Genomic DNA, 15,610 nt, shown 5'->3' with positions numbered 1-15,610 from the left:
AAGCCGATTGTGCAGGAAGCCCAATCGGCTCTTCAGCATGCCCGAAAACAACATCCACAGCGTGAAGCAGAAACCCTTCACACCCCCGGCAACCTCACCCACGGAGTTGACAACCTATATAGGAACACCCCCCTTCGAGGACCTTGGGTCAAGTCCGGTGGTGTGGTGTATCTGCCTTTTCGATAGAACTAGCAGCGTGATGGATTTACGGTCCGGCGCGTGATCGGTGTTGGTGCGTCATCATGCAGCGTCCTCAGTGGTCTCGGCGGCGCCGATGACAGTGCTGGAGATGATGATTTAGTCTGTTGCAGGCTTGTCAGCGACATGTAGCGCTTTTGCTGGATCCAGTCGTCATGTTGTTCGTCGAGGACTGCGCCAACCAGGCGGATCACGGCCTCGCAGTTGGGGAAGATCCCGAAGATGTCTGTGCGCCGGTGGATCTCGCGATTGAGCCGTTCGGTGGGGTTGTTCGACCACACCTTGGTCCACACGGCTTTTGGCGTGTTGGTAAACGCGAGCAGCTCGTCGAGTGATTCCTCCAGGTAGTCTGCCACGTGCGGGAATTTCTGCCGGCAGAATTCCACCATGCCGTGGGCCTGTTTCCACACCGCTTGCGAGTCGGCTTCCTCGTCGTCGCAAGGCGTTACGGTTCACGCTGCTATGAAAGCGTGGGAGAAGTCAGGCCGAGAGTTAGTCTACCAAGGACTGGTAGAGATTTACGACACATAGTTCATCAAGAGCGTCGGTGAACAGACAGTGACGTAATCCGCTCCTCCACCCGGGGCGCCACGGCTGCTGTATCTGAATTAATCAGACCAACCCCGCTTCACCAAGGACACCGATGCCACTTTTGTACGCCCTCAACAGCTCCAAAACTGAATCCATCGCGCAGCACCTCGCGGTCTTTGGCGGCAACCACAGCAGCAAGACAGTCTCTTAAGGGAGAAGACTTTGCAGCTGCGGCCACGCGAATGCTGCGATGCCCGCCAACGCGGCAAGTGCTGCGACTACAGCAATCACGATGCCAGCTGTAGAGCTGCCGTCATCGACGTTGCCTGACGGAGGCTGCGACTGTTTCTTTGGTTGATTCAGTTCGTCGTACTTCCAATCCGACATTGCATACCGTGGCGGTGTGACAAGTGTGATCGTTCGATTCTCTGCTTGCCCAATAGTCGGCTGGAAGCTAAAAGTCACCTCACGCTCACCTGCTTTACCCGGAAGCAACAATGCTTTGCTACCGGTAGTCCCCTTCAGCTGTGGATATTCAGGGTCATCGACAATTGTTAAGGTTTTAGCGATTTCGTCAACCTGTTCTGTCGCCTCATCCCACCGGCTAGGTTCAATTAGGTCTTCAACAGCGTCCTTCGCCGCCGCGCTTAGCACCATCGAAAGTGGTAGGCCACGGGAAGAGTTGAATGTACATTTCCCAAAATACCCACCAACCAAATCCTCGACTGCCACAAGGTTGCGAGGAAAATCGCAGGCGGAGTTCACAACCGAAACGAATGTTTCATTAGGCCCGGTACTCACCACGAAGCCAGAGCCATAGTAGTTGTATTGAGCCAGATCCTCTGTCGACATGTACTGAAAGATCTGGTCGGCATTCCAATCGCTAGCTTCAGCAGCCACAGAGGTCGGCGCAGCCGTCACAGCTGCTGCAGCTACGAAGGCCACTGCACACCAGTTTAGCTTGTTCAAGGGGTAACTCCTATTCTGCATCCAGGCTCCTTCAACAGACTTTACAGCCTTTAGGCGTTCAAAACCCGCCTTCTGTAAAATACCTTGAAAACTCGGTCAAGTCCCGTGGAGTGGTGTAGCCGTCTAGCTTTCGGCTCGGTATAAAGTTCGGGGTTTGGTTAGGCGGTTAGCTGGTGCTGATCGTCATGGTCGTCTCCTTTTCGGTGCATGAGGTGTTTGGTCTGTTCGAGTGCGGATAGTGACATGTAGCGCTTTTGCTGAATCCAGTCATCGTGCTGCTCGGCAAGGACCGCGCCGACAAGTCGGATGATGGATTCGCGGTTCGGGAAGATGCCCACGACATCGGTGCGCCGACGGATCTTACGGTTTAACCGCTCGGTGGGGTTGTTCGACCACACCTTCGTCCACACTGGTTTCGGGGCTGCGATAAACGCCAACACTTCATCGAGCAACTCCTCCAAATACGCCGCAACCTGCGGGAATTTCGGTTCCAACAGATCGACTACCTCGTGGGCTTGAGCCCAGGTGGATTGGGCATCAGGTTGCTGGAAGATGGTTTGGAACATCGCAGAGACCATCGGCCACTGGGTTTTCGGGACCTTTTCGTAGAGGTTCTTCGCGAAATGGGTGCGGCAGCGTTGGCACGACGCATCGGGCAGCATTTCGGAAATGGCGTGCTGGATGCCTTCGTGGGCATCACTGGTGACCAAGTAGACATCGCGAAGCCCACGGGCTTTTAAGATCTTGGAAGAAGCCTTTCCACGACGCGTTGGACTCAGCTGTGGCGACGTGCATGCCTAGCATCTCACGGTATCCGTCGGCGTTGACCCCAGTGGCAAGCAGCACTGAGCATTTGACCACCCGGCCGCCTTCACGGACTTTGATCGTGAGCGCGTCGCATGACAAATAGGCGTATCCGCCGGGATCAAGTGGGCGGTTTTTAAAATCGGCAACCATCTCGTCGAGTTCCTCCGACATGCGTGAGACCTGCGATTTCGACATGTTGGAAATCCCAAGCGTTGCCACGAGATCATTCATCCTGCGAGTGGAGACGCCTTTCAGGTAGCAGGTCGCAATCACGGTCGATAAGGCCCGTTCTGCGCGCGTTCGTCGCTCTAACAGCCAGGCCGGGAAGAACGCGCCGTGGCGCAGCTTCGGTACCGCCACGTCGATCGTGCCGACACGGGTGTCAAGGTCGCGGTGGCGGTACCCGTTGCGGTGGTTGAGCCGTTCGGTGGAGGCAACGCCGTATTCGGCGCCGCAGACGGTGTCAGCTTGGGCGGAGAGGATCTGGTTGATAAACCCTTGCAGCATCTGGCGCATCAAATCAGGAGAGGCTTGGGCGAGCAGACCATCCAAGTAGGTTGCAGGGTCGATAGAACGAGGTGCAGCGGTCATCGTCATGTGCCTTTCGGTGAGATGTGGAAGTTGAGTCGAAAGGTTAACTGGCGGTGGCCGCCCATTGCTTCCTGGGGCCCCACCATCAGCAAGCGTTACACCACACTAAGGGACGCAACCGCCGCTGAATACCTTGGCGCGAATTTCTCCATCTGTTCAAGCACGAGCTTGATGGCCTCCGGCGCCTTGTCCGGGGGATACTTGTAGTCGCGTAGCAACCTGCGGACCGAGCGGCGTAGTTTCGCACGTACGTCATCACGTACTGTCCAGTCGGTCTTGGCATCGCGACGCAGCATGGAAACGAGCTGGCGTGCGATTTCAGCAAGAACTTCGTCGTCCATGAGCTCGGTTGCGGATTCGTTTGTCGACACCGCGTCGAAGAAGGTGAGCTCGTCATTGCCCAGTGGCGGGGTGAATTGTTCACCGCGTTTGCTTTCCTTGACAATCTCCTTGGACAGGCGAATGAGTTCAGCGATGATTTCAGCGGCCGTGAGCTGCTGATTGGTGTACCGATTCATCAGCTCGGTGATCCGCTCGGAGAACTGCTTGGAGCGCAGCTCGTTGTTTCCTGTGGCGGTGCGGGCTTCCTGCTGGAGCTGGCGGCGCAAGCCGTCGATGAGCAACGAGACCTCAGAGGGGGATTGTTTGTCCTTGAACAGGTCGACGGTGAGATCCTGCAAGTTCGGAATCTCAATCCCGGCCTGGCGGTAGATGTCGATGACACCGGTGGCCTCAGCCGAATCAACGACCAGTTTGCCTAGGGCGTTGCGGATGGAGTCGCTAATCGGCTCGCCATTGGCCACGCGGTCGCCTGCATCGAGCTTGATGAGCCAGTTCTTGACCTCGGAATAGAACTGCACGCTCGGACGGAATTCATCGGCGGCAGGGCTGTTGGACGCAAGCGCCCATGCACGCGCGAGCCTTCCAGCCTGACGCTTGAACTCATCAGCGACGGGACGCGCGTCTGGCTTCTCGGGGTCGTAGTTGCCTTCGGTTCTTGGGTTGCGAAGGAAACCAGTGACATCGAGCAACGCGCGGCGAAGGTTGGCGTCATCGATGAAAGCGGTGTTCTTCCATTCGATTCCCACAATGTCGTCGAGACGAGCCAGGAATCCCTTCGCCAGATTGAGCGCTTCCTCAACGTCCTGGCCTGTGACCTTCGTGCCGTCGTCGGAAGGGTTAAGGGTGAACTCAGCCAGCGCCTTCTCCAGGTTCTCGACCAGCGGAGCATAGGCCACGAGGAGACCGTCTTGCTTGTCTCGGAATGTGCGGTTCACACGGGCGAGCGTCTGCATCAGCAGCGCGCTCTTGAGCGAGCGGTCAATGTAGAGCGTGTGCAGGGGCGGCGCATCGAAACCGGTGAGCATCATGGACTGAACGATGGCGATTTCCAGCTCGTCGTCGACGTCCTTGATGCGGTTCTTCACCGCCTTGAGCGCGCTCGGGCGGCGCATGTGGACCTTGAGCTCATCCGGGTCGGACGGCGCGGCAGAGTAGATGACCTTAATTTTTCCCTTGTCATCGGCATCCGAATGCCACTCAGGGCGCAGCGCCACGATCTTGGAGTAGAGGCGTGCTGCAATGGAACGCGTGGCGGTGACGATCATGGCTTTGCCCGGTGCACCGATGAATTCCTGCATGTTCTCGCGGCGGTCTTTCCAGTGGCGAACAAAGTCCTCAGCGAGCGCATCCAAGCGGTCGTCGGAACCGTAAATGATTTCCAACGCGGCGACGGAGCGCTGAATCCGGTCGCGCTCCACCTCGTCGAGACCCGTAAGTACTTCCTCAGCGGTGTCATCAATCTCGTCATCGGTAATCCCAGCAATGCGCTTGAGCGGGATGAGGCGCGGCTCGAAGTAGACGGGTACCACGGCGCCATCTTCGACGGCGCGGTTCATGTCGTAGATGTCGACGTCATCGCCGAAGACCTTGCGCGTGTTGCGATCCCATTCCTTGAGCGGGGTACCGGTAAACGCCAACATGGTGGCATTCGGTAGTGCATTACGCAGGTGCTGTGCGTAACCGTCAGCCGCGGTGTCACCAAAGCCATAGTGCGAGCGGTGTGCCTCATCAACGATGACCACAATGTTGCTGCGGTCAGAGAGCAACGGGTGCTCCTTTTCACGGAGCTCGCCCTTTCCATTTAAGCCAAATTTCTGGAGCGTGGAGAAGTAGATGCCGCCGGAGGTCTTCTGTGAGAGCAGCTCACGCAACTCAGCACGCGACTCGATATTGCGCGGTGCCTCCGGCAGGATGGTGGACCGGTTGAAGGTCTCGAAGAGCTGCTCATCCAGCTCGGTACGGTCATTGAGCACAATGACGGTCGGGCTGTGCATCTCGGTCCGTCGCATAATCTTGGCGGTGTAGAGCTCCATCTCCATGGACTTGCCCGCACCCGTCGTGTGCCAGATGACGCCAGCGCGCTTGTCGCCGCGCGCCGCCGTGATCGTGGAACCCACAGCTTTGGTCACTGCGAAGTACTGGTGCGGCTTCGCGATGCGCATGATCAGGCCTTCGGCCGTGTCATCGAACGCCGTGAAGTCGCTGTAGAGCTGTCCAAAACGTTCCACATTAAACAGGCCATCAAGCAACAGGTCCAGCTGCGTGACCGGCTCGCCGGCCACAACCATGTTGTTGGGGTCTACCGGGCTGCCGTCCTCATCCACATTCCACGGCGCAAAGTGGTTCCACGGAGTAAACGGCGTACCGTACTTCGCGTTGAGGTCATCCGAAGGAACCACAATATTGGCAAAGCGGAAGGCCATGCCGAATTCCTTGACGTACGTCTGCAGCTGGTTGTACGCGCCCTCGACGGAGGTATTCGCGCCCGTCTTCTTCAGCTCGATAAACGCCAGCGGCATCCCGTTGACGTAGCAAACTACATCGAAGCGACGCTCGCCGTCCAGGTTCGCAACGGTGACCTGGTTGAGCGACAAGTAGTCGTTCTTGTGCGGCTGTGAGGACAAGAAATAGATGGTCGGGTTCTGGACGTTGCCCTCGTGGTCGATGTACTCGATACCGCGGTAGCCTTCCACCAGAATCTGGTGAATGCGCCGGTTCTCCGCAATCGCGGACTGTGACTTCGGCGTGATGACCTCACCAATCGCCTGGTCGAGGTACTCCTCCGGTACGCCCGGGTTGAGGTTGCGCACGGCATTGCGCAGACGCCCGCGCAGCACGACGTCATTCCACGTGTCGCGCTCGCCGGAGCCCGGCGCAAAGTCCGGACCGTGGCCGGCCTGCCATTCCAGTTCCGCCAGGTGGTCCTGAACAATGAGTTCGAGGGATTCTTCGCTCAGCATGAGCTTCTCCTTAGGAGTTGTAGGGATAGAGAGTGCTTAGCTTTCCGACGCCGCCGTGCCCGCAACGTCCGCAGCCTCCTCCGCTTCACCGACCGTGATCCGGCCGCTCATGAGGAGCGGAAGGAGCTCGTCGCGGGTGCGGGCGAGAACTTGGTTTTCATTTCGAAGCGCCGTCGCTTTTTTAAGGAGCACGTCGGCGAGCTGCCTGTACTCTGTCAAAGCGCTTTCGGGGGGCCAAGGAACCGCAATTTCCTTGAGGTCGTCGGCTGCAATCCGTTGACGTCCAGAGGTGCCGGTAAGTGCTTTGTACCCAAAGCTACGGAATTCGGGGCTGCTGATAATGGCATGGATTGCAGCGGCAGGGATGTCTTCTTTGGGGCGGAAGACGATGTACTCGGTGGATCCCATTCCTACTTCGTCATCCTCAAGGAAGTCGACAATTGCCATTTTGCCGTTTTCAAAACATGGAGTGATGCGCGCGAGAAGGACGTCACCGTTCCTGAACTTGGTGCCTCCCTTGGTCTCGCGCTTTCCCCAGCGGTCCACAATCAATCCGTACTCCGGAAGATCTTTCATCTCCAGGAAACTACATTCATCGCTTTGCGGCTTTGACGTGCGGGGATTGACGTCGGCGATACTGGAAATCGGCTCAGTAGAACTAACTCCGGTGTTGGTGATGGTATGCCACTGAGCATGTAGCAGCTCCTGAATCTTGTGAATCGCTAACTGGTTAGCGGCGATTTTATCGTCGATGGCCGACAACAGCTTTCCGATTCTCTCCTCTTCGCCTCGCGAGAATTTCGGTACCTTGACGGAGCTGAGGCTGGCTTTGCTCAGTTTTGGCTGAGCCGAACCAGTCACGTAAGCAGCGATGTTCGTGGATTCGATTGCATATCGGAAGAACGTGAGATGTTCGCGTGATACGCCGCCTAGTACTTGGAGGTGGTTATTGGCCCAGAATTTTCCATCCTGTACCCAGGCGATGGGGAGTGAACGCGTAAGCAGGTTGGCGCCGTCTTCGCTAACGCACAGGTAGGAGCCTTCGTGAGTGAACTCCTCCACATAATCGACTGTGCCCGATGCGCCTAAGTAGGGGAAAGGGCCAGGGACTCGATCACTTGACTTGACCGGTCTGCGCGCCTCGTTGAAGAACTGAAGCACCTCACCGATGTTTTGTTGCTGTGTAGCCATTACTTCAACCTCCCCAGCTGCTCGCGGACGATCTGGTCGAGGCGGGCGGCGTCGTCAAACGCGGCGGTGAGCTCGCCGGTGAGGCGGGCAATCTTCTCGTCGATGGGCTCGTCGTCTTCTTCGGCCTCAGCGAAGCCGACGTAGCGGCCGGGAGTCATGGCGAAGTCGGCGTCGCGGATGTCGTCGAGGGAGGCGGACTTGCAGAAGCCAGCGATGTCTTCGTAGGTCTTGCCCTTAGGTGCGGAGGTGCGGCCGCGCCACTGGCGGAAGGTGTCGGCGATCTTCTGGATGTCGTCGTCGCTGAAGGTGCGCTCCGTGCGGTCAATCATGTGGCCGAGCTCGCGGGCATCAATGAAGAGCACCTGGTTGGTGCGGTCGATGATGCCCTTGGAGCCAGCCTTCTTGTCCTTGGCGAAGAACCAGACGCAGACCGGAATCTGCGTGCCGCGGAAGAGCTGCGCAGGAAGTGCGATGACGCAGGAAACGATGTCGTCTTCCACCATGGCCTTGCGGATATCGCCTTCACCCGAGGAGTTCGATGTCATCGTGCCATTGGCCATGACGACGCCGGCCTCGCCCTGTGAGGTGAGCTTGGAGATAATGTGCTGCATCCACGCGAAGTTTGCATTGCGCTTGGGCGGAACGCCGTATTTCCAGCGAGTGTCTTCCTCGTTGCGCGACCAATCCTTGATGTTGAACGGTGGGTTGGCCATGACGTAGTCCATCTGCTTATCCGGATGGATGTCGCGGGCGAAGGTGTCGGCCCAGCGCTCACCCAAGCCGGCAGAGCTAATGGCGTGGATGGCCAGGTTCATCTTGGCCATGCGCCAGGTGCGCTCATTAAGCTCCTGACCGTAGATGGCCAGAGCAGTGCGGTCCTTCTCTGTGGTCTCGAGGAACTTCTCTGCCTGCACGAACATGCCGCCTGAGCCACAGCACGGGTCATAGACACGGCCCTGGGTTGGCTCCAGGATTTCTACGAGAGTGCGGACGACGGGGCGGGGAGTGTAGAACTCGCCGCCTCGCTTGCCTTCAGCACGAGCGAACTTCTCCAGGAAGTATTCATAGACCTCACCCAGCAAATCGCGAGCACGCTCGGGACCCTCCGCGGTGAAGCGCGTGGTGCTGAATAAGTCGATGAGTTCGCCCAAACGACGCTGGTCAACGCTATCCGAGGCGAAGTTGGTGGGCAAAGTACCTAATAGCGACTCATTGTCCAGCATGAGCTGCTTCATCGCGTTATCGATGAGCTTGCCGATGGACTGGTACTCCTGGCCGGCGTCGGCCGTCTTGCCCTTCGAGTTGTCGCGCAGGAAGGTCCAGCGAGCGATGCGGTCGACCCAGAAAACGTTCTTCTCACGGTAAGCGTCGATATCTTCGAGGTCTTCCTGGATGTACTCTTCACTATCGCCGCGCTCCTCGCCTTCAGCACGCAGCTCTGCGCGCCGGGCATCGAAAGCATCAGTGACGTATTTGAGGAACACCAGTCCTAGGACGATGTCCTTGTACTGAGAGGCGTCCATGGAACCCCGCAGCTTGTCTGCTGCCTTCCATAAAGTGTCCTTGAGCTCTTTGAGGGTGGTGGCGGAGGCAGACTCTACGTTCTGCTCATCCTTGACTGAGTTAGTCATTTTTCTCCTTACATATAACGGTGTTTGTGTGTTTGAATGTTGAACTCTGTTATTAGCCTGGCGGGGATTGTGCACGAGATTCAGCGATGGTGACAGCACCGGTACCTATCGACATGACGAGGTTGTGCTCAAGTTCATCGAGGCTATGTAACTGTTCCAAGAGCTGCTGGCGTCGTGCGCGGAGCTGGTGCTCCACCGAGCTGAGGCGCTTCGCACTCCCACGTGGAAAGACGGGGAAGTACAGCGAATTCGGCTCTGAGGAGGTGGCCTCGTTGATGGCTTTCGCCACAAGGTACGGGACGCAAACCTTCTCAAGGGGAGTCTTGCTGCGTCCGCGGAAGGTGCGGCACCGCAACGCCTGGGCAGGAGCCGTGACGAGCTTGCCACCTTCTTCATCGATGAGAGCACGTGGCGTAGGGCTCTTAATGAAGACAACGTCCCCGGGCTCTGTGAGAACACCGCGGGGTGCAATGTCGTCTAATTGCAGACGGTCGATGCTTCGAGTGCCTTGCGGAACGTGTCCCAGGATTTCTGGCGCGCCGATGAGTTCCAGCGTTGCAACCGCGTTCGGAGCGAGATCCTTGTCGGAGAAGCGAGAGCCGCTGAGCTTCTGAAGAACTCCAGTCCGGGCATTAGTTGCGGCTTTCCAAGGACGGTACTCAATCTGCGTGGACTCAGTGTCGGCGCGCATGCCGACCTGTGGCTGTGTGTCCTCGAGTCCTACAGAGCTGATGTCCCATCCGGCCTGATGCGCGGTGTGGATGAGGTCAGCAGCCGACGCTGTTGCCTTGCTAGTAAAGACGGAATCATCAAGAGAATGAGTGCGGCTGCGCCATGCAGAGGCGGCACGCAGTGTGCGGCCGCGCACAAAGGTGTGCTTGAGAGCATCGTCCGGAGTGGTAAGCATGGTGACCCAGTCCGAGATGAGTCCGGGCGCGGTTACGTCGGGTACGTCTGCAAGCACTACTGGTGCGTCGGCGGAGTTGCCGACTGCAGCGCGGTTGGGGCGCTTGAAGATCCACAAGGCGCCTTGCTGTTGGCCACGGTCAGGGAAAATGCCGCGGGGCAGGCGCGCGCTGTAGCGGAGCGGGGCCAGTGCGCCGGTTTCCGTGGGTGCAAGGAAGCGCCGGCGGATACCCTGGGCTGAGGAATCTTCGATGAGTAAGCCTGCGGAGGATACGCAGAGAAGCGCGCCACGGTCATCCAAGTGGTCGAGCCAATCCTGGAGGCCGTCAAAGTACTCCTGGGATCCCTCCGGTTGCGCGGGCGTTGCGTGGATGATGAAGGAATCCGAGGGGATCTCCTCGCTGACGTCGAGGAACTCCACGTTGCGGCACACCAGTTCAGCCCAGAAGAGAGAGGCAGGAGCGCACTCCTTCCGATAACCGATGATGAGTGATATCGGTTCTGTGAGACTACGGACCAGGTCTGCGACGAGTCCCAGGCTGTATTCATCAGTAGGGATGATGAGCGGCGTAGGACCTGAAACAGTGAGGGCTTCTTTCAAAGCAGAGGTCACACGCGCAGAGAAACGAGGGGACAGCAGAACCTGACGTTGAGTGCCGAGGTCGTGGGCAAGTCGGGCCAATACTGCAGCCGGCGTGAACGCCGCCTCGGTGACGAGCTCGGCTGCCTCGTTGATGTCGGCGCGCGAGACGGCAGTAGGGGTGCTGTCTGCGGCGTGTTCGTATGAGGCAGTGAGGGCGTCTATGACCTCGGTAGAGGAATCTAGGGAAGGTTCCTCAAAACCCGTGCTGCACTGTAAGAGGCTGAGCGCGGCGTGGGCAGGGTGGCTGAGCAGCATCTGGTAGAGAGAAGAGTGGAAGAGTGCATCATCCACCGCGGTAGCACGATGGCCGAGCTGCGTTGTGCGCAGCCAGTCTTGAACATCGGCGACGGCGTAGTAGGGGCGGCCGTCATGTTCTTCGTAGGGGGCGGGGAAGGGGGAGGCGGATTCTGCATTAAAGCGCTGGATCCACTCGTTGACCGCAGGGCGTGCGACGCCGGTCATGCGAGCGATGTCGGCGAGCGTCATGGTGGCGGTCATGGTGTGCCTCCTTTCGTAGGGGGAGCGATGGGAAATAGGGGCGAACAGTCATTGCTGATTGCTCTGCTATTCACCATAAGGGAACTTTGGTGCAACCGCTCAAAAATACGTTGTTAAACGTCATTAAGGGTTCTTAAGGCCGATTATCTTAACCCTGAAACGAATGGGTGGGCGCTGCTGCTTGCTGCAATGTGTGGCGACGGTATAGGTAGCTGGTGTCGGGTGCTTCCGCTATCCTGAGTCGCGAAATTCATCAGTCATCGAGAGAAAGGACGCGGAATGTCTGTTGCCAGCCCGAATCCCGAAGTCGGATTTAACGTGTGGGTTTTCTACTCCGAGGGCGGTCTTTCAGCGACCTATGCGGTCAAGCCCTATGCGTTCAATGACGACGCCGAATCAATGCGGGCCATGATGAAAGCTCTCGCGCCCACTGATTTCTATACGGTTCCGCAGCGGACGTACCCGAAACGCTTCCAACTGCACGGCCCCAATGGGCAGGTGCTCGAGGGGGCTGTGACCGTGGCGAGCGTCGACGACAAGGTTGTCGAGCAGTTGGTCGAATCTGTGCTCCCGCTGCCGCCTCAGTACGTCAACCGTCAGGGCGTTCCCGGAGATTTCCAGCTGCCGGTTGATACGTTTAATTTTGTGGTGACGTTCGTCGAAGAACGAGAAGACGGCACGCTGTTGCCGCAGGTGTCGGCCTAAAGCCTGCCCACGCGGCTGTTCCACTTCTTGAGTGCGCGGCGGCCGCAGTAGTGGCCGAGGAGTGAGACGGTCGCGGTGTCGAAGGGGAGCTGTGAGCCGAAGCTCAGGGGCATGCCCAGCAACGTCATCGCGAGCACGCGCAGGGCGTGGCCGTGGGGCCAGATCTGCCAGTCGGGGATGGTGGCGATGATGTCCTGGCGGGTCTTTCCCTCGTACTGCCCGTAATTCCACTCGGCGAGGTCCTCGGTGACCTGATAGTCCGAGAATCCGGCGAGTTGGGCGGTTACCTGTGCACGCAGGCGGGGAGAGCAGTAAACCGACTCTTCCGGTTTTAGGGTGCATTGATTAGTTCGCCGGGGGTTCTTTGTTTCGCTCGGTGTTGATCCACACCTGCGACAGCTCTCCGTCGTATATCTCCCCGACCATCACCTCGATGTTTCCCGCGCTGATGCAGAAGGTGCGGAAGTAGTCGCGCTGCCGATTGGTCGATGGCATCGTGGTCACAGTCCAGCCCTTTCTTTCTGTAGCCACTGGGTCAGGAATCGTCTCGTGGATAAACCACCCGGCGATCTCGCGGGTGTAAAAATAGTCCGGACGACGAGCCAATTTAAAGAACTTCGCTCGTGAACCTAGCAGTTGTCTGCGAGTATTTCGCCATTTCGTGACTGTAAAACGCAGCTCACAAGAGCGTCAGCAAGATAAAACCAGTACAGATGATTACCCCGGTGATAACAAGCCACAAAATGCAGTACCCCATGATACTCCGCGCATTCAGGCCAGCAACGCCCAGTAAGGGGAGGGCCCAGAAGGGTTGAATCTGATTCGTCCATGCGTCGCCCCAAGCAAAAGCCATAATTGTCTGCGGGATGCTCGCACCCATCGACTCGGCGGCTTGAAGCATAACAGGGCCTTGGATAGCCCATTGCCCACCGCCGGAGGGGATGAACACGTTCACAAAACCAGCAGACAGGAACGTCAACAGCGGGAACGTCGTGCTGTTTGCAATGGAAATGAAGGCGTTGGAGAACGTCTCCACGAGACCCGAGTCCGACATGATACCCGCAACCCCAGCGTAAAGAGGGAACTGGAGAATGATCCCCCGTGTCGAAGTGATCGCTTCTTGCACCGCATTGAGAAAGTCTTTCACGCTGCGGTGCGCGAACAGCGCGAGAGTCAAGAAAATTAGGATTACGGTGTTGAGGTCGATGTTGAACCCGTCGTTAACAAAGTAATTGATTAAGTACACCGACGGCAGTACACCGAGCAGTATCAACAAAATGCGCGAGTTATCCAGGCGTTCCGCAAACGTTGGTTCATCCGACAACTCCTCATGCACGTATTCTTCATGGACAGAGTCCACGAACTCAACAGCTTCATCCTCGGGGACACGCATAACCAGGTAAAAGCCAATAATCGCGACAAAAATGAGGGAAGTGATTAGCAAATTCCACCAGCTATACAGCGTGTCCGTGATCGGAACTAGCCCCACCTTGTCGAACATGAAATTGTCGGGGGTGGCCATAACGACCGGAATAGCCGAGGACGGTCCGCGTACGATTTCCGCCGAATACGCAGCAGCAACCACGAGAGGAAAATGGACCCCCTTCACTTTCTTACCCATCTCACGCGCAACCAATGCACCAACAACGAGCCCCAGACCCCAGTTCAGGTAGCAGCAAGCAAATGAAATCGCTGCTGTAAGTGCATAGGCGTGGTTCGGTTTCTTGGGAATGTCGGTGAGCTTGCCCAGCAACTTCTCTACAACTGGGCTTAGGGCAAGCACAAAGCCGGTCAGAAGCACCAAAGCCATCTGCATCGCAAAAACGAAGAGGTTAGAGAATCCGTCTCCCCAGTATCCCACAACGTCAATAATCCCCGAGTCGGTGAACCCGACCGCTGCTGCGATGACGATGAGGGTTAGAAAGATCGCGAGGATAAACGCATCCGGCAGATATTTCTGTACCAAATTCGTTGTGAAGTTTGCCAGGGCATTCATACGCCCGCCGCTCCTCTCTTGTTGGTCATGAGGACTTCGCTGATCGACGCCCCGACACTTTCATAGTTACTTAACTCATAACAATGAACGTTTTTCACTCAATTCACAACACGAAGGCATTATTTGCTCAATTATGGATCAGTCAAGAGTCTCGGATCCTCAAGAAAAGACCAGGAGAATCAACGGAGGTACGGCCAAGTCACCGCCGGTGAGGCTGCCTTAAGCGTTCGCTCCTCGCCCACGAATTCCCCCGTCCTCCCCCACGGCGCTGATCCCCCCCATCACCAACAACGCCCCAGCGGCGCCAACGAACGCCCAGCCTCCGCTCGCGCCATAAATAGGTAGAAATACCAGCGGTGTTAGCGCGTTGCCGTAGAACCGGAATGCCTGAACCGTTGACAGAATCTGCGCCCCGCCCGGCGCGCGCAGCGTGAGCACGTTAATAGAAATCTGCGTACCCTGCGCCGCGAGCACGGCAATACCCCAAAGTGCAGCAACCAGGGCCAACGACGGAGCAATGCACAATCCCAACAACGCGATCGCAGCCACAATCAGCCCACCCGATGTGACCATTCGCGCGCCGAAACGATCAGCTAACGACCCAACCCACCTAGCGAAAATGAACGATGTAAATCCTCCGGCCATCACAACCACACCACGTACCACTGGATCCGCGCCGAACTTCTCACCCACATGCAACGCAAGCAGGAACCCAAGGCCAATCACACAAGTGCCGATGGTCAGTAACGTCATCGCAGCTCGGACTGCCGTACAGCTAAGCAGGCGCTCTTCGCGTGAAGCAGAATCACCTGACGGCGACGTAGATGGCAGCCCTGCCAAGGCGATGGTGAACGTGAGGAAAAACAGCACTACATACATTGCCCGCCAACTGGCGAACTGCACAGACAAACCAGCAAGCAATGGCGCGGAGAACAACCCGCAAGACTGCATCGCTTGATATGACCCGAGCGCTTTACCCAGCTCTTCCTCGGGTGTCATCGCTTTCAAAATCACTTGTAGAAGCGGAGAAGTAAACGCGTTTGCTAAGGCTGCGGCGACAAACGCCATCAGGAACATCCACCATTTCGGTGTAAGCGCCAGCACGACGGCAGCGATCGCAATCACGCTAAAAGCACACCGCACCACCTTCGCCGGTTCAACATTGCGGACAAGGTAGGTAGAAAACAACATGGTTGTTGCGAACGGCAGCATAAACGCGGTCATGATCATCGACGCCTGATGCAAGGTGATTCCAAAATCTGCCGCAAATTCCGGCAGCACCACTGCAATGGACTGCCCCAGAAAAGGTCCGATAAATCCACCGGCCAAGATGAGGAAACGTCGGAAGCGCTCGAGCGTACCCATACCGGATAAGCATAAACATATACTCGTTTCGATTCACGCCAATTTAGATCGCGCCTTCTCAGCACTTCCACCGCCTAGTGTGATGCAAGACGCAACCTCAGCAGCGTTCGCAGATTGCACTTTTTCCGCGATTCTCTTAAGCCCAGCTTTTGCTGACAAATCCCCAGTTCCCGGAGCTCAGTTATAACACCTTTACCCCCACATTGGGTTGATATTCGCAAATCTCATCCGCAGTAACATGTTACCGGTATCGTGCTCCACATCACTTTTTCTTATC

General features: G+C 57.2%; 9 protein-coding genes and 3 pseudogenes. 1 reads left to right on the top strand and 11 read right to left on the bottom strand.

Annotated features, from left to right (window positions below):
* Positions 1-188 precede the first annotated feature (188 nt).
* From CKJ82_RS08870 to CKJ82_RS08845, 7 genes and pseudogenes are all read right to left on the bottom strand, one after another.
* A pseudogene (locus CKJ82_RS08870) lies at positions 189-620 on the bottom strand (transposase); the annotation flags it as partial.
* A gap of 316 nt (positions 621-936) precedes the next feature.
* Positions 937-1,674, bottom strand: coding sequence for a hypothetical protein (locus tag CKJ82_RS11685; RefSeq protein ID WP_133064057.1), 738 nt, complete (start codon positions 1,672-1,674; stop codon positions 937-939).
* A 182-nt stretch (positions 1,675-1,856) separates the two neighbouring features.
* Positions 1,857-3,096, bottom strand: a pseudogene (locus CKJ82_RS08865) (IS256 family transposase).
* Between the two features lie 95 nt (positions 3,097-3,191).
* Positions 3,192-6,398 carry a type I restriction endonuclease subunit R gene (locus CKJ82_RS08860; RefSeq protein WP_095537829.1) on the bottom strand — a complete coding sequence of 1,069 codons (3,207 nt, stop codon included), beginning with the start codon at positions 6,396-6,398 and terminating at the stop codon, positions 3,192-3,194.
* 36 nt (positions 6,399-6,434) lie between these two features.
* Positions 6,435-7,589: a restriction endonuclease subunit S gene (locus tag CKJ82_RS08855; protein WP_095537828.1), complete on the bottom strand. Its 1,155-nt coding sequence runs from the start codon at positions 7,587-7,589 to the stop codon at positions 6,435-6,437.
* Positions 7,589-9,220, bottom strand: a complete 1,632-nt coding sequence (locus CKJ82_RS08850) for a class I SAM-dependent DNA methyltransferase (protein WP_095537827.1) — start codon at positions 9,218-9,220, stop codon at positions 7,589-7,591. The genes CKJ82_RS08855 and CKJ82_RS08850 overlap by 1 nt, the downstream gene beginning before the upstream one ends.
* A 52-nt stretch (positions 9,221-9,272) precedes the next feature.
* A complete protein-coding gene (locus tag CKJ82_RS08845) occupies positions 9,273-11,267 on the bottom strand; it encodes a helix-turn-helix transcriptional regulator (RefSeq protein WP_095537826.1) in 1,995 nt (664 codons plus the stop codon).
* A gap of 279 nt (positions 11,268-11,546) precedes the next feature.
* Between CKJ82_RS08845 and CKJ82_RS08840 the strand changes: the two genes are divergently transcribed.
* The gene (locus CKJ82_RS08840; protein ID WP_095537825.1) at positions 11,547-11,972 is read left to right on the top strand and encodes a hypothetical protein; all 426 of its coding nucleotides are present in this window, start codon (positions 11,547-11,549) and stop codon (positions 11,970-11,972) included.
* Here the strand turns inward: CKJ82_RS08840 and CKJ82_RS12055 are convergent.
* The 4 genes and pseudogenes from CKJ82_RS12055 to CKJ82_RS08825 all read right to left on the bottom strand — a co-directional run.
* Positions 11,969-12,283: pseudogene (locus tag CKJ82_RS12055) on the bottom strand (histidine phosphatase family protein); the annotation flags it as partial. The gene CKJ82_RS08840 and the pseudogene CKJ82_RS12055 sit on opposite strands and share 4 nt — an antisense overlap.
* A 34-nt stretch (positions 12,284-12,317) precedes the next feature.
* A complete protein-coding gene (locus CKJ82_RS11850) occupies positions 12,318-12,476 on the bottom strand; it encodes a hypothetical protein (RefSeq protein WP_165765414.1) in 159 nt (52 codons plus the stop codon).
* Between the two features lie 175 nt (positions 12,477-12,651).
* On the bottom strand, positions 12,652-13,968 hold the full coding sequence (locus CKJ82_RS08830) for a short-chain fatty acid transporter (RefSeq protein ID WP_095537824.1): 1,317 nt from the start codon (positions 13,966-13,968) through the stop codon (positions 12,652-12,654).
* A gap of 219 nt (positions 13,969-14,187) precedes the next feature.
* A complete protein-coding gene (locus CKJ82_RS08825; RefSeq protein ID WP_095537823.1) occupies positions 14,188-15,333 on the bottom strand; it encodes an MFS transporter in 1,146 nt (381 codons plus the stop codon).
* Positions 15,334-15,610: the final 277 nt, after the last annotated feature.

The organism is Corynebacterium gottingense (assembly GCF_002285125.1).
Lineage (GTDB): Bacteria > Actinomycetota > Actinomycetes > Mycobacteriales > Mycobacteriaceae > Corynebacterium > Corynebacterium gottingense.
This window is presented reverse-complemented; position numbering and strand designations above follow the sequence as displayed.